General features: G+C 44.1%; 2 protein-coding genes. Both read left to right on the top strand.

Annotated features, from left to right (window positions below; all coding sequences use genetic code 11):
* Positions 1-380 precede the first annotated feature (380 nt).
* The gene (locus B5X70_RS17850) at positions 381-19,490 is read left to right on the top strand and encodes a PKD domain-containing protein (RefSeq protein ID WP_088328637.1); all 19,110 of its coding nucleotides are present in this window, start codon (positions 381-383) and stop codon (positions 19,488-19,490) included.
* 35 nt (positions 19,491-19,525) lie between these two features.
* Positions 19,526-20,578 (top strand): PorP/SprF family type IX secretion system membrane protein, encoded by a 1,053-nt coding sequence (locus B5X70_RS02910; RefSeq protein ID WP_079556383.1) that lies wholly within the window; start codon positions 19,526-19,528, stop codon positions 20,576-20,578.
* Positions 20,579-20,787 lie beyond the last annotated feature (209 nt).

The raw sequence follows: 20,787 nt of genomic DNA, 5'->3' as shown, positions 1-20,787 counted from the left end.
TCGTGTATGACGATATTCCAGAGTGTACGGGGATAGTTATAAATGTTAACATGAATTTGTATTGCCGATACAGATGGCGACGAATGGTTTTTATATACCTTTGACGATATTGTAAGTCATGATAGTCGTACTTTTGACGAATCGGTGTCTTTCTTCTATTAAATTCGTTTTTTCTTCCATTAGTTTCCTGCTGATTGTCTTGATCTTCCTTGTCAATTTCCTCGTCAATCTTATTTTAACATTGTTTTTTAAGGGTTTTGCCTAACTTTTTTTGCTAGATTTGCGTATGAATGGTAGCGAATGTTGTTGATATTTAACGTTGTTTGATTATTTTTAGAAACAATGTTGTTTTTGCGTGTGCAAATTATTTGAATTCTATTATGAGAAGCTATACAAATACTTCCTTTAAAATATTATTAGTTTTCCTGTCATTTTTCGGTTGGAGCGTATTGTCTTATGCTCAGGAAGAGATTCATGTTAGTTATGAGGCTTGTGCAGGAGGGTTCATTACGGGCGAGCAATTAATGAATGCTGGTTTAGTTCCCAATGGGCAACGAGATGGAGGTACATGGGTTGATACAGGAGGACTTGATTTTTCCGACTTTGGTCGAAGTCCGACTATTTCCGGCTTTGTTTCGGGTAACACTTATGTAATCCGCTGGCGAAGAACGCCCTCTAAAGTTTATGTATTTACTGTTGAAGTTCTTGGGTCAGCTCCTGAGTACCAACTCTTGAATGCTTCAAGCACTACCAATGATGTGGTCAATGCCGGTGGTACACATACTTTTTCTGTAGATCCTATAGATGGAGATCCGGTGGTGTTTTATTCCCGTGAAATGCCCGATGGTGATTTGGTTCTGCGACAATCAGGTACTTCCTCATCGTTTAATTTTTCTGTTCCTGCAACAGGGGTGCATGAAATATCTGCAATGGTAACTGCCCCAAATGGTTGTGTTGCCATGACCAACTCCATAGAAATTTCACAGAATGATCTTCAAATTAGAGTGGAAGGTGGGAAATCAGTTTGTGATGGCACTTTTGACTTCAATTTGTATGTACGACCATATGACGCATCTCGTAATCATGGCTGGTTAAAGGATGGGACTGTGGTTGAAACCAATTCGGAGACCGTGTTTGTAGATGGTCCTGGTGAATATCAGGCGTTTATATGGCAGGGAAACACGGGGGATCGTCCCTTTGAGTCGGCTCCTGTTGTTGTGGGTGATTATCAGCTTCCCACCATCACCTTGACTCCCCCCGATGTAGTTGCTCTTTGTGATGCGAATCTCGATATTACAGGTACTATGAACGGACTTCACCCTGAGGGTGAGGATGTCAGTTATCGATGGTATAATTATGGTTCAACCTATGCAACCGGAGAATTAACGGGAGGTTCCAATACCATTACCGTTAACGATATCGGTTCGTATGATTTTCGAATATTTGAAACAGCCAATCCTTTATGTTACAGGCAGGAGGGGCCGGTTACTGTTTTGTCTCCCATGGCCACTATTGATTTAATTTCAGGTGCCCCATGCGGACCTTACGATCCCTCTTTTATTATTGAGATCATCGGTCAGGTTGGAGATACTTGGGAAGTAACCTTGTCAAATGGTTCAGATACACGTACTTTGAACCTTCATGATTCTAATTCTGATGGTGCAGCATCCGGAATAATTTCCTGGGGCAGCGAAATTACTGAAAATACTACTTTTACCATAACTTCGATTGTTTCAGGTACTACATGTGAAATAACTGATATTCCTGATGCTTTTGTCGCAGAGGTCAACGATTATCCCACTGTATTCGAGGTTTCAGGTGGAGGATGTTCTTCGGAAGACATTTCAATTCAGCTCAGCGGAAGTGAATCAGATGTTACCTATGATTTATTGCGAGGTGGAGTGTTTGTACAGCAACGCTCAGGAACTGGCAGTTCCATTACTTTTAATGTGACCAATGCCATTGCAGGAACCTATACTATTCGCGCTTCACGAGGGGATTGTGAAACTCCAATGGATGGGTCAGTTATTATTGCTGCGAGGCCTTTGTCCGATTTGGGAGTATCGCTTGCAGGAACAGGGTGTGCAGCTAGCACACATGCCATCACTGTGGCTAATTCACAGGCGGATGTATACTATTCTCTTTATCGCGATGGGACAGAGGTGCGAACTCCCAGACTTGGAAATGGCGGAAATCTTCTGTTTGACGGTATCACTACTACAGGAAGCTACGAGGTTAAAGCAACCAGAGGTAATTGTGAAGTGTTTTTAGATAATACTGTGTTTATTGCTCCGCGCCCTGCATTACAAACCATCGCAGAACCACGCATAGGCTGCGAAGGGATTGAACTTTTTGTAACATTGGGAAATTCCGAAACCGGGGTAGAGTACTCAATACTTGACGCAGGTGGAGTTGTTATTGAAACCGTTACAGGGACAACCGGAGTCGGGTTTACTTTCGATACAGGATTGACGACGGTGGGAGTCTATTCAATACGGGCATCAAACACACATGGGTGTTTCAGGGATCTTGGAACTGTTGAGGTGCTTTCTTTGCCTAATACGACTTATACTTTATACACACCAGCTTCTCCTGCCTGTTCGGGAACTACTGGCCATAACATTTCCTTAAACAATGGATCTGAAACAGATGTTGTATATCGCTTGTACAGAAACAGCATTACCGGTTCACCGCTTGCTACAAGAACTGGAGATGGAAACCCCATAGATTTTGGTAGCCAGTCCGTTGCGGGAACATATATGGTCACAGCCGATAATGGCGGATGTGAAGTTAAACTGCCGTCAGAGTTGATATTGTATCAGCAGCCTAATGTTTATAATGTTACACCGGGAACTTATTGTCAGGAAGATGATGTGACCATCACGTTGAATAATTCTCAATCATCGGTTACCTATTTTCTCTTTAGAGATGGAGTTGATTATGGCTCAGACCAGTCTGGTAGCACTGGTAATTCGATTTTCTTTGGACCTGAAAAATATCCCCCCGGAACCTATACCATACGTGGTTCTGCCGGAGGCTGTTTTGCCGATATGAACGGTTCAGTAACCGTAAATGCAAATCCGGTAATCAACATTCCCGGACTGCCCGGTTCTTATTGTGCCGATGCCGGTTCTCAAACCGTCAGCGGAAGCCCTGCAAATGCAAATGGTTCCTGGAGTGTAGTTGGTTTTAGCCCTCTTCCAAATTTCTTTACAGACAATGGAAATGGCACGTTGACTTTTAATGTGACCAATGCCGTGAATAATTACGGAGAAAGATCATTCTCCTTTGTTTATACATACACCGATCCAAATGGATGTATCTCTACCGTGCAACGTTCATCTCTGTTTCAGGAAGATTTGGCAGATGTCGTACGCTTCTCTGGATTGCCCGGGATTACTTGTCAGGATGGTTCAGTTATTAATTTACAGGCTTACTTCAATTACACTGTTCCGGAAAATATTGTTGACAATGCCGGCTCCGGATTTTCAGGTTCCGGTATTACAAATACCGGTCCTGGAACGGCTGATTTTGATCCTGTTGCAGCCGGCAATGGTTTGCATACCATTGTGTTCGACTATATAGATCCAGTTACCGGTTGTCGTGCTTCTTATTCTCAAACTGTTCAGGTGGGAACAACGCTTTCAATTGAAGGACTAAGTTCCATTTATTGTGTAGAAGACGGGGTTCAGGAATGGTATGGAATAGAGGAGGGTGGCAGATTAATCGTTTATGCGGTAGATGAATTTGGTGTAAGAACGGAAATTGCAAACAGAGATAACACAACGGCTCTGGATCCTTTAATATTTAATCCCTCGGTATCGGGAGCCGGAACCTACGTTGCTGTTTACCAATATACCGATGCCGCAGATTGCGTAAACGAAATAGAAGAAGTTGTGGTGGTGGAAGCTGAATTGAACACCAACTTTAGTTTGAATCCTGATGCCACTCAGTTTTGTAGTACCATTAATTCAGTGCAATTGATCCCTGAACAATCAGGAGGTTATTTCAGTGGTGGCTCCTGGGTCTCAACCCAAACATTTAGTCCTGCCATAGCGGGCGACGGAGACCATGAAATAACTTATACCATATCTACATCGGCATGTAATTCATCATCTTCACTGACTGTTCGTGTTATTGATCCTTATCCCATTAGCATCGATAACCTCTCAGACAGATATTGCGAAAATGCCGCCGGTCCCATCTTGCTGGAAGTGAATAATCCCGGTGTGGCAGGAGCCACTTATACTTTCACATCTACCTTAAATGGTGCCGGAAGATCTCCTCTTTACGTTGCAACCGAAGGAGATAGTGACGGAACATCAATTTCAGCAGAAAATGTCTATTTTTCACCAGCTTACGTTGGGGAAGGAACTTACACCATTACCTATACTTTTGATAATACAGCCAATGATGGTTGTATTGCGGTGGTTAACAGAACTGTTCATGTTGACCGTGCGCCTGCGGTTAATTTCGGAGGCACGGCCGACCCCATTCAATATTGTCAGGATGCCGGGATGATTACTTTAACCGGAAGTTTCGTTTCAGGAGGGTTTACCGGCAGTGGGAATTTTGCAGGCCCGGGTGTTGATAATGGAATTCTTGATGATGGGCTGGCCACATTTGATCCGTCAGGTTTAACAGGCGGGTCACATCTGATAACTTACACTTACACCCATATTAATGGCTGTACTACTGAGAGAACCAAAACCTTTGAGGTTCTGGAATCCCCTCTGGTATATAATGTTACTCCATTGAGCAGTGAACCTCATGCCGGTCGATTCTGTGCTGGGGATGCCGGGGTTACCATCGGATTGGAAGATTCTGAAAGTGGAATAACATATCACTTGATTCTTAATTACAATTTAGCATCTCCTGTTGAAACCATTATCGCCACAGGTGGAGTTCTGGAATTTGATCCGGTAAATGTTGTAGGGGATTATATCGTGCAAGCAGTATCTGCTTCTGGATGTAGCAATCCGATGAATGGAGTAGTGGAGGTAAGAAGAAATAATGTTTCTGCATCCATCAACAAGCAAAATGTCTCCTGTACATCGGGCAACGATGGGGCTGCTTCGGTTACAGCCTCAGGAGGGAGCGTTCCTTATGTTTACTACTTGTATGAGTCGGATGGAACAACATTGATTGCCTCCAACGCTTCCGGAAATTTCACCAATCTTGATGCCGGAACCTATTTCGTTGAAGTTGAGGATGCCATTGGTTGTGAATTGGTTGCACCTGTTTCCATCACCATTAACGAACCATCATTGCCACTATCAGTAAATGCATCGGCACAGGCCGTAGGTTGTATGCCTTGCACAGATGGTCTTGATTGCGAAGGTTCTGCCACCATATCAATCACCGGAGGCACTCCATTTACTGATTTAACCACTTATCCTAACGGCTTTGACATTGAATGGCGCGATTCCGGAAATAATATTATTGGAACTGGTTTATCCATTATCCAAAAACCAGCCGGAGATTACACCTACATTGTAGAAGATGCCAATGGATGCATCGTTTCGGGAACCATTGAAATCGAAACCATTAATCCAATTGTTGTCAACGAAGATTTATCAGAACATGTTGATGTTCTTTGTCATGGTTCCAGTACCGGAGAGTTTTTGGTTACTGCTTCAGGTGGCGCAACGGATGCTGTATATCAGTTTTCTTTGGATGGTGTAAATTGGCAGTCGGCCAACGTTGGATCGGATGCACGGCGGTTTATCAATCGTCCCGCAGGCACATATACTGTTTCTGTTCGGGATTTTAATACAAGATGCGTTTACGAATCGGATCCAATTGTTATTTCAGAACCTGATGCGCTTACACTTGATTTGGTGCCCGGTTCCAGAGTACATGTGGATTGTTTCGGAAATGCTACCGGTGAATTCCGTGTTGTGGCCGGTGGAGGAAGCGGAGATTATGAGTTCTCTATTAATAATGGAGCAACATGGGTTGACATTCCTTTATTCTCTGACCTCTCAGCAAATACTTATAATGTAAGAGTCAGGGATGTTGAGGCACCATCATGTATGCGCTCATTGTCGGTACAAATAACTCAACCTGTACCGCTTGTTATCTCAGATTTATCAGCAACACATGTTTTATGCCATGGAGACAACAATGGATCTCTTTCAGTTACAGCATCCGGAGGAACTGCTCCATATGGTTATGTTTGGGAGATCAATGATGGAGGAACATGGGTTGAAATAGGTACGTCGTCTGTTATGAACAACAGAATTGCCGGAACATACAGGGTAACCATCACGGATGTTAATGGCTGTGTCATTCAAAGCAACGAAATAACCATTAATCAACCTGCGTCTCCATTAGATATTTCTGTTTCTGTAACCCCAACAGCTTGCTCTGATGTGGATTCCGGAACCGCAACCGTTTCCATTTCAGGAGGAACCCCAAACTATTCTGTATTTTGGTCGCAAGGGGGAACTGTTATTGGCAACGACGAAAACATTAGCAGCCTCGCCGCCGGTTCCTACTCCGTTCGTGTTGAAGATGCCAATGGTTGTTTGGTAGAAGAATCTTTTACCATAGCACCTTTAACGCCCTTGGTCATTGAAAATGTTACGGTTGATAATCACGTTTCATGCAACGGTGGAAACAATGGAGAACTAACAGTAACAGTATCGGGAGGCTCAGAAACATACAGGTTCTCGTTGGATGGAGATAACTGGTTCTCAGTGGCATCCCAACTTACAGATAATCTTGACGGAACATTCAATTATCAGTTTGAAAACCTGACTGCCGATAACTATACGGTTTATGTAAAAGATGCTGCAAACCCAGACTGTCAGGTTCAATCACCGGATGTTCCTGTTAATGAGCCGGCTGCTTTAACTTTGCTGGTTCAACAGAAGGATAATGTTACCTGTTACAACGGCAACAACGGCATCATCCGTGTTGAAGCACAAGGAGGTTCATCACCATACGAATATTCTATTGATGCCGGAACGACATGGCAACCCTCCAACGAATTCACCGGCCTTTCAGCCGGAAACCATAACATCCGTGTACGTGATGCAAATCTTTGCGTTTATCAAATGGCTCCGGTCAACATTTCACAGCCTGCTCAACTACAGGTATTTGTGGAGGACAGGGAAAATGCATCCTGTAATGGTATAGCTGATGGTTTTATTGAGGCCAGAGCCACAGGAGGAAGCGGTAATTATGTTTACTCGCTGGATGGAACCGATTGGCAGCCTAGCCCGCTGTTTGAAGGTCTGTCAGCGGCAACTTATCAACTTAGGGTGCATGATGCAGCCGATGATGCATGTGTGAGTGCATTGCTGGAGGTTATAATCACCGAACCAACACAACTAGTTGTGTCTGAAGTTATAGTCAACCATCAGAATGTCAGCTGCCATGGTGGCAACGATGGCTCTTTCCGGGTAATGGGAACCGGTGGATCCGGAAACTACGAGTTTTCCATAGACAATAATGTTTGGGTTACAAATAACACCGCATATTATTCTTTCAGCAATCTGGAAGCAGGGGGCTATACTGTATATATAAGAGAACAAGGAAATACTGATTGTTTTGCAGTTATTGCAGATGCCATTGAAATCACTGAGCCCGCTCAGAGCATCCAAATTACCAATGCAATACTTGCAAATGTTGCGTGTTACGGAGAATCAACCGGAAGCATCACCATCACCGTTGTTGGAGGTAACGATACACAACCATACAATTATGTATGGGAACGTCAACTATCCGGAGGCGGATGGACTCTTCTTGGAGCAGCCAACGATGGAACCACGGCTTCACCTCAAAACTTGCGGGCCGGCACTTACAGAGTATTAGTGACCGACTCTGAAGGGTGTAGTGTAACCGCTCCTTATGAAATTACAGAACCAACCTCGCCGCTGAATGTAACAATGACTTCGGTTCAACATGTTACTACCAATGGCGGCAACAACGGTGCGCTATCCATAAGTATTACCGGAGGCACCGGAGGTTATACCATATTCTGGAGTGGCGTCGATGCGGATGGAGACCCAATTGCAGGATTACCCACAAACCAAACCGACTTGTCAGGTTTAACTGCCGGCGTTTACACCGCCACTGTTTTCGATGACAATGATTGTACTTCAACCATTGTTGTTGAAATTCTGGAACCCGGGCATCCCTTACAGTTAATACTTGAAGACAGTTCAAATCCGCTATGCTTTGGAGAAAACACCGGAACTATTGAGCTGAGAGCCACAGGTGGAACTTTCCCATATACAGTAACGTTGACTCGTTCATCAGGTGATAATGTCCCTGCTTTTTCTGTATCAGGCAACTATTATACGTACACCGGATTATCGGCAGGTTTCTACAATGCTGTTGTTGAGGATGATAACGGTGAAACATTCTCAATACCCAATATTGAGATCACACAGCCTGCTCAACTGGTGTTGAATATTGAATCTACTGTTGATGCTACCTGTTTTGGTAGTTCCGACGGACGTCTGTCATTCAGTGCCACCGGAGGATCTCCCGGATATAGCTATACCCTTTGGCCGGACAACGGTGCATCACGGACTCGTAATGTGGCCGATAATGCCGCTCAGTTGTATGACGATTTACTCGCCGACAGATACCGCCTGATGGTACAGGATGCCAATGGTTGTGCATCACCTGTTGAGGAGATTTTTATTTCTCAACCCGATGAAATCAGCATAACCGGAACACCAAACAACATCAGTTGTTTTGGTGCTGATGATGGCAGTATTACCATTAATGTGACTGGTGGTCGTGGCAACGTGGCCTACAATTACAACTGGTATGAACTCAGTGATCCGTCTGTAACTATTTCCACAGAAAGAAACTTGGAAAATGCCGCTGCTGGCAACTATGTTTTGGAAATTACTGAACAAGCAGGAACTGGATGCTCTGCTGTGTCAGATGTATTCACCATCACCGAACCCTCCGAAATGGTGGTTTCGGTAAATGCCTTTGATGTAAACACCTGTACCGGCGATAATTCAGGACGCTTGGTGGTGAGTGTCACCGGAGGCACGGCTCCTTACCTAATTGATTATGGAACAGGAACGGCAAACGGCTCCGGCCCACTCTTTAATATCGAAAACCTGATAGCCGGAGATTATACCGTACGTGTAATCGATAACGATGGCGCCGGTTGCGAAATAGTTGTTCCCGATAATGTCATCGGTGAACCTGCTGCTCCAATTTCTTTGGTTTCATTAGATTTTGGAATTGATTGCGATGCAGCTCAAAGCACATCAGGATTTGTTACTTTTGAAGTGACAGGCGGACTACCCGGTGGCGATTATGAAGCCGTTTTGCGCAACTTAACCAACCCCGCTCAACCGCCCATTGGTCTAACCATTTTGGATGGTGATACACAACCTGTAACCATATCTAATTTACGTGCCGCGAGATATGAACTCACCATTACCAATCGAAATGTAGCAACAACAGCTGCCTGCCCTGCCATTGTAGAAACATTTGAGCTGACTCATCTGGTAGTTTCAGGCAATGTTACCAACGCCACCTGCGCAGGAGCCAATAATGGTGCCATTGATGTGAACATCGAAGGAGGAAGCGGAACATACACTTACGCGTGGACCAAGGTTGGAGAACCTACATTCTCATCAACCGAACAGGATTTGAGCGGATTAAGTGCCGGTTCATACATTGTTGAGGTTACAGATGTCATTCGTGCTTGCACCGTAACCGAAACCTTTGTGGTTCAGGATGGCAAAACGTTGGTCATTGAAGCTTCTGTATCACCTGTTTCTTGTAATGGAGGAAACAACGGTGCTATTCTTGTTAATAATGTGCCAGGAGCAGCCCCGCCTGTTCAATTCTATTGGAATGGCGAAGCAGGAACCGATACCAGAACCGGATTAACAGCAGGCGTTTACGAATTGCGCGTTGTGGATGGCGAGGGTTGTGAAGTGATTCGCTCCTTTACTGTGCCCGAACCACCGGCGGTTACTTACGTGCTTGCTACCATATTGGATGATTGTGAACCCTACAGCCGATCCATTGAAATAGAGAGCCTCACAGGTGGCGTTTCTCCATACAATATCACATGGAGCGGCCCCGGTGCTTTCACTGTCGATGCAGGCAACCAATCAATTTCAGGCATTACCAAAGCCGGAACTTATAAGGCGCTGGTACGCGACTCCCGAGGTTGTGAGACTGAACGAACTATAATGGTTCCCGGCAGAATGGAGCTATCTGCCAATGTTACGCACATCAGTTGCAACGGTGGAAACAATGGCATGATTGATTTGGTAGTCTCCGGCGGAAGTGGAAATTACCAATATGCATGGACTAAAGTCGGTAATGGTTTCACTGCCAATACCCAGGACATTGATGGACTTGAAGCCGGAACCTATACCGTTGTGGTGACCGACATTAATCAAACTTGTGTTGTTTCAGGAGATTCATACACTGAAGAGCTTGAAGTAACTCTGAACGAACCGGCACCCATCGCCATCAACTTCACCAAACAGCACCTTGATTGTGCCGGCGATGCCAATGGCATCATCGATATTACCGAAATTACTGGCGGTACAGGAAGCTATACATTAACCTGGGCGCCTGCATCTGCACCCGGCATTGTTCAGGGACAAAGGATTCAAAGAGATTTGGAAGGTGGTGAATATACCGTCACCATCAGAGACGAAAACAATTGTGTGTTGGTTCATAGTTTTGAAATTATTGAACCGGCACCGCTCAATTTCACCCTTGAGATTAACGATACCGACTGTGACGGCAACAATCGGATAGCAATAGTTGACCCTGTTGGAGGAAGTGGCTCTTACACTTATGTATGGGCTGGCCCCGAAATCCCTGCCGGTTTTAATGGGTTGGAACAAACCGACTTACCCGGCGGAGAATACACCATCACCATGATAGACAATGGTGTGGGCAATTGCGCCATCGAAAAGAGTCTCATTTTAACAAGACCATTGCAGGTTGAGGCGGCGGTGACCAATGCCTCTTGTCCCGGTGTGCACAATGGAGCCATCTCTTTAAACATCTCCCATGGTGTTGCGCCCTATACATTTAACTGGGAAACCATTTCAGGAACGGCTGTCAATGCCTCTGATATGAATCAAAGTGGTTTGCGGGCAGGCCTTTATCGTGTTACGGTTACCGATGCACGAGGCTGCGATTTTCTAATTGATAACATTGAAGTAGAGTTTATCAACCAACTGGATATTGGTTTATCTGTAGTAAATGTTACTTGTCATGGCGATAGCAATGGAAGAATAGAAGCTACAGTTTTCGGTGGTACAGGAGAATATCAATTCTCACTTGATGGAGCCGGCTGGACTGCCGTTCCCGCCTTAACACATATCTTTGATGATTTAACCAGCGGAAGCTATACGGTTTTCGTTAGAGACGTGAATTTATCCGGTTGTTATACTACCAAAACGGTAGATGTTTTGCAACCTTCTGCTCCAATAAATGCAGTGGCAACCATCACCGATGTCCTTTGCAAAGGTGAATTCACCGGCGAAATTGATATAGAAGTTACAGGAGGCACTGCGCCGTACACATATCAATGGACTACCACCACAGGTGGCGGACTGGTCAATACCGCTCAAGATCAGGAAGGACTCTCTGCCGGCAGTTATCATCTGCGAGTTGAAGATTCCGAAGGTTGTGTGGCAAATTTTGGACCTTTTGAGGTAACAGAGCCTGAACTTGCTCTCAATATAGAGATTGTGGACGTTGTTAATGTTGCCATTAATGGCAACGCCACAGGTGCCATTGAAGTGATTACCACAGGTGGTTCGTTCGGATATACCTATGTTTGGGAGATTTATGATGAAGATTCGGATGTTTGGAATGAAGTAGTTGGTGAGACAACTCATCGCATTGAAAACCGAGTAGCAGGGTTGTATCGTGTAACCGTGACCGATGGAAATGGCTGTGAAGCAACGCTTCAGCAGCGAATTACAGAACCAGATACTCCACTCACCATCGATACACAAGTTGATGACATTGGCCCGTGCCATGGTGCAGCCAATGGCTCTATTGAAATAGTTGTCTCCGGAGGCAATCCGAAAATGGATGGCGGCCAACCGGGGTATGACATTGTGGTGATTGGGCCGGGCACAAATACAACCCATTACGGAACAACACTGACCTTAAATAATTTGCAAGCAGGAATATACCAAATAACCGCTACCGATGCTTTGGGTATTGTTGAGGAAACGGATGTAACCATAGATGAACCCGATGAATTCATTGTTAATGTTGAAGTTATAGATGATGTAACCTGTTATGCAGGCAGTGATGGCAGCATCCGGGTAGAAGTATCTGGAGGTTCGCCAAATACTGCTCCCGGTAGATATCGCATTCGTCTTTCAGGAAATGGCATCAGCCGAACCGAGATCGTTGAGGAGCAGTTTCTGTTTGAAAACCTAATCGCAGGCCCTTATCAGGTTACTGTTTGGGACGATTTCAGCGGAGATGGGAATTTCAACACCAACTACGATTGTACTAAAACGTTCAATAACATAGTTGTAACACAACCCGAGGCCCATGCTGTTTTAACTGTAATGCCCGGAAGCAATTCCATTTGCGAAGGAAATATTCCGCAATTGCAGGTCATTGTAAGCAATTGGGATGTGGTGACCACTCCTTTGGAGTTAACATTAAACGATGGAACTGTTGTCACGGTTAATCAAACACCTATGGTGTTTGATGCGGGTGAAACGCCCCCGGTTGGAATCAATGAATATTCTATTGCTAGCTTAATCAATCCCGCTACAACCTGTTCAGCCGGAACATTCACCGGCAACCCTGTAGTGGTGGTAAATCCTTTGCCTACTGCTTATATATCCGGAGATAAAAGGATTTGTTTTGGCAGCTCCGATTCTTTAAAAGTTGAGCTTACCGGAACACCACCATGGAACATTACATACTCCAATGGAATAGAAAGCTTTGAAATCAATGGAATAACCGAATCAACCTATACCATTGAGAATGTTGCGCCGGCTGTTACCAGCACTTATACCATTCTGGAAGTTACCGATTATCATTGCACGAACAGCGGTGACGGTTCTGCGATTATAACCGTCGATCAGCCAACCACTGTTGAGTTTGTGCCTGTTGATTATGGTGAAATTTGTATAGAAGAAAGTATTGAATTACAAGTGTTATTTAATCCTGCTAATACCGGTTCATGGCGACTCAGGTATTGGGAGATTGATCCGACAGGGACATTGGACCCAATTCGACGTGATTTGACTGTTACCAGAGATCAGCTTGTTGATGATACTCTTAAGATCGGTGTAGTGCCACGGAGTACCGCACGTTTTGAAATAGGATATGTGTTTGATACTCATGATTTTTTATATATTCCCGGATGTCCCGGTATTGTTTTGGGCGAGCCTGCCAACGTTATTGTTCGTCAGCGGCCTGTTGTTCCTGATTCCATTGTTGGCGAGGCGGTGGTATGCCAGGGCAGTGAATATGTTTTCTCAGTGCCTGCAGTATTGCATGCCGATGGTTACGAATGGACTGTTCCCACAAATGCGGAAATATTATCAGGAGAAAACACCAGAGAAATTCTTGTTCATTTTACAGACAGTGCTCAATCCGGCTATATCACAGTAAGAGCAGTAAATAGTTGTGGCGGGGAAACACAAAGACATTATGTAACGGTAGATCCGTTGCCCCTGCAAACGGCAGCCATTATAGGGCTTGTGGATATTTGCCAGGGATCATCGGAGGTCGTTTTCAGTACCAACGAGGTGATACATGCTACAAGTTATAATTGGGATATACCAGTAGGGTTCACCATCGTTGGTAGCCAAACAGGTTCAACCATACGTATCACACCGGATCCCGATTTGGCTGTTTTTACAGGTCAAATTTCGGTTACCCCGGCTAATGATTGTGGTGAATCGGTGCATACAGCCACACATACATTTCATGTACGTCCTTTGCCTACCGTCAATGCCGGAGCGGATCAACATATCTGTTTAGCAACACATACGCTTAATGCAGATGAATTACAACCCGGTGAAAGCGGTTTATGGACGGTTGTTCCCGGATCAATGCCCGTAACCATAAATGATCCAACTGAGCACAATTCAGAAATCAGCAATGTGCTTCCGGAAAATAATACCATTTTAAGATGGACTGTAACATCTGAGTTCGGATGCAGTGCTTCTGATGATGTGACCATCCGTAACAATCAATTGTCCGTTTATGCTTATACCGATAAGTTGATTGTATGTGATGGGTCAGCCAATTTGTATGGCCGAGAAGTGCCGGACTATCCAAACACCTCCGGTGTTTGGAGTGTGGTTGAACCTGTTGGTTCAACTGCCGCTTTTGCCAATGCAGCATCTTATGAAACGACGGTAAGCAACCTGGCTCCCGATCGCAATGTTTTGCGTTGGACCATCACGCAAAATGGTTGTGATAGTTATGCCGATGTTGTGATAATGAATCATCGTCCCGATGATGCCATCATCAATGGAGCCAAAACAATAAATCGTTGTGATCAGGATGTTATTACTCTAGAAGCTGAAGAAGTAACTAATGGAGACGGCCGATGGAGCATTATTAAGGGATTTACAACCATAACTCCCAATCCAGAAAGTTCTACGATTACTGTCTCTAATTTCAGCGAAGGAGAAATTGTTTTACGCTGGACAGTCACCAACAAAGGCTGTTCCGATTACGATGAAGTAACCATTCGCAACAACAAAGTATTAGTAAATGCCGGGCCACCACAAGAGGTGTGTGAAAATGAAGTGTTTCTTGCCGGAACTGAGGTTCCTGCAGGCGCAGATGAAAGTGGTTGGGAGTTTATCGAAGGCATTGGAACGTTCAATAATGGAAACATCCACAATCCTCACATTACCGATCTGGGGCTTGGAGAGAATATTTTGGAATGGAGAATCCTTAAAAATGGTTGTATTAGTACAGACAGCGTAATAATTACCAATAACTCCCCTGCCACAGCTACGGTTGGAAGTACGCAAACCAAATGTGATTTCAAAACTGAGTTAATCGGTAATGACCCTGATGGACAAGGAACCGGACGATGGAGTATTGTTAAGGGCAGCGGTATTATTGGCAATTATGAGAATCCCGTAACTGGAGTAACCAATCTGGGATACGGCGAGAACATATTCCGTTGGACCATTACCAACGGAGCATGTAGCACATTTGCAGACTTGGTTGTAAACAACCTTCATGTGGATGTGGATGCAGGAAAAGACTTTCCAACCTGTACACGAGCGGTCACTATGAATGGAAGTCCTGTTCCTAGCGGAATGACTGGGTCATGGCAAACAGCGTTTGGTTCAGGTGGTGCAACCATACCTTTGGATGAAAGAGGCAAGCACAATGCCACAATTAGTGTGGATCTAGGTAGAACAGAATTGATTTGGACCATTACCAACGGTACCTGTGTTAGCAGAGATACTGTAATTGTAACTAACAATATGCCTGATCCTGTAAATGCCGGTCCATATAGAGAGATAAATGATGTTACTCATAAACTTGAAGCGCTTGAACCTGATCAGGGAACTGGTAGATGGCAATTGATTTCCGGTGGGGGCAGTATTTTAGAGCCAACTTTGTTCAATGCAACCGTTACTAATCTTCGAAGAGGGGAAAATGTTTTCAGATGGACAGTAACCCACGGTGATTGTTCGGTGTCTGATGAAGTAACCATTTTAAATGGACAAGTGACTGAAGCCAATGCAGGCCTTAACCGTGAAGTCTGTACAAATTCAACAACTTTAAATGCAAATGATCCGGATGTAGCCATTGGAACATGGTCGGTGGTTTCTGGTACTGCTAATTTTGATGAACCAAACAATCCACGGACTAGGGTAACCAATTTAAGCCCCGGGCCAAACGAGTTGAGATGGACTATTCAATATTCTAATACTAGTAGCTATTCAGAAGTTATCATTACCAATAATCAACCGGGAGAACCCATTGCTAGGTTTGATTTTAATGGTCTTATAATGGATAATGCCATTTGTGGCGATTCAGTGACCTTAATTGGGAACAACTCTGGATTGAACATTGGAATAGACATGGGAACCCCCAAATGGGTGCAGGTACAAGGAGGAGGAGAAATTGATGACGATGAGGATTATAGTACTTATGTCACAGGACTTACTCGTGGTATCAATGAATTTGTGTATAGTTTGACCAAAGGGAATTGCCCCCCACGTGAAACCCGCATAACCATTATCAATGGCACCCCATCAACACCAAATGCCGGAGGTCCCTATGCTCCAACATGTACCGGTAGTGTGCAGTTAAGGCCGCAACCAATTTTGCCCAATCATGGAGTAGCCACATGGAGAGCTATTACACCCGGTGAGATTACTTTTAATGACAACAGGGTACACAATTTGTCGCAAGGCGAAAATGTTTTAGTATATGAAATTGCTACCGATTACTGTACGTTAACTGATACGGCCACTTTAATTAACAACCAGGTGTTACCGGCTTATGCCGGTCCTCCCACGTATCGCCAGTGTTCTGATGAATATGAAATGAAAGCATGGCCTGCCGGATCTGCCGGATCTGGTCAAGCAACTGGAACATGGAGCCGAATTTCAGGAGGAGGCGTTATTGATGAGCCAAATAATCCCAACACCATGATTGAAGGATTAGCTTTAGGAGCCAACCGCTTCCGTTGGACGGTTTCTTATGAAAGTTGTTCTGATTATGATGAGGTGATTATTTATAATGATCATATCGAGGCAGAAATTCTGTTGGATGATTATACGCATTGTGCCGATACTTTGGGCGTATCTGCCAGAGCACCAATGGCCGGTTCAGGTACTTGGGGGATTGCTCAGGGCCGAGGTAATTTTGATAATAATCACTCTGCAAATACTGTAGTTCGGAATTTACAACGTGGAGAGAATGTGATCACTTGGACCGTTAATCACAGAAACTGTAGCCATACGGATGAATTGACCATCACCAACAACATGGCAACTCAGGCATTTGCTGGAGAAGATGATGCGTTCTGCGTGGAAAACGCTACGCTTACAGGCAATGTTAAAAGGGATGTGGAAACCTCTGTTTGGACACTTATTGATGGAAGTGGATTGATTAATTCACCAGACAATTCTGCCGTTACTACTGTTTCAGGGCTTGGTTTTGGAGAGAATATTTTCCGTTATACCATTCGTCATCAGGATTGTATTTCTTACGATGAGGTAACCATTGAGAATAATCATATTGCTGCCAATGCAGGTCCCGATCGGACTTATTGCAGCAATGAGGCTGTTCTGGCCGGAAGTAATCCCGGGTTAGGTGTCGGTACTTGGTCTGTTCCCGGTGGATTAGGAGCTGCTGTGTTTGATAACCCCAACAGTCCTACAACACGGGTTACCAATCTTGGAAAAGGGAGTAATACACTGAGATGGACTGTACGTTATAAAGGGTGTACGCATTCTGATGACGTAATCATTACCAATAATCTCCCCATTACACCTAATGCGGGAAATACTCAAATTCTGTGTCGTGATAATACAACATTGGAAGCTTCACCTTTGGGAGCCGGAGAGCAGGGTGAATGGGTCGTGCTAACTGGATCGGCTGATTTTGCTAATGAAAACCTCCATAATACCCAAGTTACAAATTTGGGTAAAGGCGACAATATCCTCAGATGGACAATCTGGCGAGTAGAAGGATGTGCTTTATCGGAAGAGGTTCTCATTAGAAACAATGATCCTTATGAGCCCAATGCAGGTAGTGATTATGAAGAGGTTTGTGAAAGAACATTCACTCTGAAGGCAGATGCCCCAGAATTTGGAACAGGTAGCTGGAGTTTTGTTCAGGGTGGTGGAAACCTGAGTGATCCATATAATCCGAGGGCTACCATTACCAATCTTGATCACGGAACCAATATCTTAAGGTGGACTGTTGAGCAGGGTAATTGTGCACGTTCGGCAACTATTACAATTGAGAACAATACGCCCAATAGGGCTAATGCAGGTCCCGACATTGAGGATTGCAAAGACTCTCATGTCCTTGATGCCAATGTCCCATTACATGGAGCAACAGGCCGTTGGGAGCGGATGAGTGGATATGGAGAATTCGACAATGAGAATGATCCCAAAACAACCGTTCGTAACCTTGAATTTGGAATGAATCAGTTCCGATGGATTATTGAGAAAGGCAATTGTTTTTCTTCGGATGTGATAACTGTCTTTAATATGGTTCCCGACCGAGCAGATGCAGGTTCGGATCGCATTGGGATTTGTGAAAATTATCTCACATTGAATGCAAATAACCCTGAATCAGGAACAGGACAATGGACTGTGGTGAAAGGTAAAGGAACTTTCGATAATCCCGATCAGTACAACTCGGTTGTACGTAATGTCGGTTTTGGTGAGAATATTTACAGATGGTCCATATCTTATGGTTCTTGTTCAACCGAGGATGAGATGACTGTGGTAAGCCACAAAACCAATGCATATGCCGGAGAAGATCAGGTGGTGTATGAGCCAAGAGCATTGTTGAATGCCAACAATGCCGGAGATCTGAATGCCCGCTGGATTATTGTGGGAACAAGTACTGCTGAATTTGAAGATGAAACCTTTTTCAATACAAATGTGTATAACTTAAGTGATGGCATTAATACATTCCGTTGGGAAGTCGAAGTGGAAGGATGTATTGCCTCTGATCAGGTCAGCATTGATTACAGAGTAGTACCTGATGCCGGCTTTATCACAGATGTGGATTCTGGTTGTTTCCCGCTAAGAGTATTGTTTACCAACTATTCGGTAGGAGGTAGTGATTATATTTGGGATTTTGACGATGGTCATTCTTCAGAAGAGAGAAATCCGGTTCATGTATTCGAATCGCCTGGAGTATATAATGTCAGGTTGATAGCACCCGGGCCTGATGGTAGAGATGGAGAATATTTCAAGGAAATTGTGGTGCACGATCATCCGGTGGCTGATTTTACTGTAAATCCGCAGGTCGTTTACTTGCCGGGTGAAAAGGCCAGGTTTTATGACCTATCGATAGATGCCATCAGTTGGCTTTGGAATTTTGGTGATGGCACCACCAGTACAGACAGAAATCCATCGTATGAATACAGAGATGAAGGCGTATATGATGTTTCCTTAACCGTTACCAATGACAGGGGCTGTGAAAATACTTTCACACAATCTGGAATTATTACAGCCTATCAACAAGGTTTTGTAAGGTTCCCGAATGCCTTCCGTCCCAGACCGGATGGAGCTTCAGGGGGTATTGATCCTTCAGCTGAATATGTGGTAGTGTTTAAGCCAGCCTACAAGGATGTGGATGAGTTCAAACTGGAGATATTTAACCGCTGGGGGCAAAAGATATACGAAACCAATGATATTGATCAGGGCTGGGACGGTATGCACGATGGTCGTTTAGCGCCACAGGCGGTTTATGTTTATCAGGTTTCTGGCAGATATATCAGCGGACGTGAATTCCGAAAAACTGGTAGTGTTTTATTGGTTCGTTAGAATTGGTTTTTAAGAAACTGATTTAAAGTTGAAAGATGGTGAAAAGGTTTTTGCATATAATATTGGTGTTTTTTATCTTGGCTAATGCTGGTAAGATCAGTGCACAGGATGTTTCATTCTCACAGGTGTACTCAGCGCCCCTGTATCTGAGCCCATCATTTGCCGGATTTACCAGTGGAGGGAGGGTTATTTTAAACTATCGGGATCAGTGGCCGGGTGTGTCCAACACTTTTCGTTCTTATTCGTTTTCGTATGATGAGTATCTGAGTAATTATAACAGTGGGGTGGGAGTACTCTTTCTGCGTGATGATCAGGGAGGAGGACAGCTTGTTTCACAGAATCTTGGGGTGGTGTACGCTTATGAATTAGCAATCAACCGTTACCTCTTTGTTCGACCCGGATTGCAGTTTAAGTATTCCGAAAGAAAAATTGATCCTTCACGTCTCACTCAGGTGGGGCCTGATGGAGAAGTTTTTCCCTGGATTAATGCAGAATTCCCCGTCGATCAGTATAGAAAATTGGATGCAACTGCCTCTGCTATGGTTTATAGCCAGGATTTTTGGTTAGGATTTACTGTGGACAATCTTGTAAAAAATAACATCGGTTTTACTGATGTTGAATCCACTATTCCTGTAAAAACTGTTGTTTATGGAGGAGCCCGATGGGTCTATAAACCATCGGGCCTCGGATATAATGAACAGAGTGCAAGTTTTGCATTTATGTATCGCAATCAGCAAACTTTTCAACAACTTGATTTAGGTGTTTACTGGAATACTTATCCCATTGAGGTGGGCGTTTGGTATCGCGGAATTCCTGGAATCAGTACCGAGAACCTTTCAAATAACGATGCATTGATATTCAGCCTTGGCGTAAATGTCGGAACTGTTCATTTTGCATATTCTTACGACCTGACTTTAAGTGGTCTCTCCGGATATAGCGGAGGAAGCAATGAGTTTTCTTTGATCTACCGGTTTAATCGTGGCCCAATCATCACACGTCCCATCGGGCCGATACCATGTAGTGAACCTGCACATGGATGGGGATCTTCATCATCAAGTCATCGGCCGCAGCGTAGATCTCTGTTTTAGTTCTATTATGTGTTGTAATACAAGATGATGTAGGGTTGAGAGTTGGAACGGTTTTTGACGCTGTTCTCTTAATATATGTGTTTTACATCTCAATCAGTGTGAATTAACACGATAAAACTACTTTATTTCTGCTTTAATGTAAAAAAAAGCGTGCTTAACAGTTTTTTTATCTTACTTAAAAGTTATATTTGTTCCCGTTAAATTAAACA

The organism is Alkalitalea saponilacus (genome assembly GCF_900168165.1).
In the GTDB taxonomy this organism is placed as follows: domain Bacteria; phylum Bacteroidota; class Bacteroidia; order Bacteroidales; family Marinilabiliaceae; genus Natronoflexus; species Natronoflexus saponilacus.
The sequence above is the reverse complement of the archived record's forward strand: the minus strand, read 5'-3'. Positions and strand labels throughout refer to the sequence as shown.

Coding starts and splice junctions, on each gene's coding strand:
- B5X70_RS17850 (WP_088328637.1), top strand. CDS start 381: ATGAGAAGCTATACAAATACTTCCTTTAAAATATTATTAGTTTTCCTG.
- B5X70_RS02910 (WP_079556383.1), top strand. CDS start 19,526: ATGGTGAAAAGGTTTTTGCATATAATATTGGTGTTTTTTATCTTGGCT.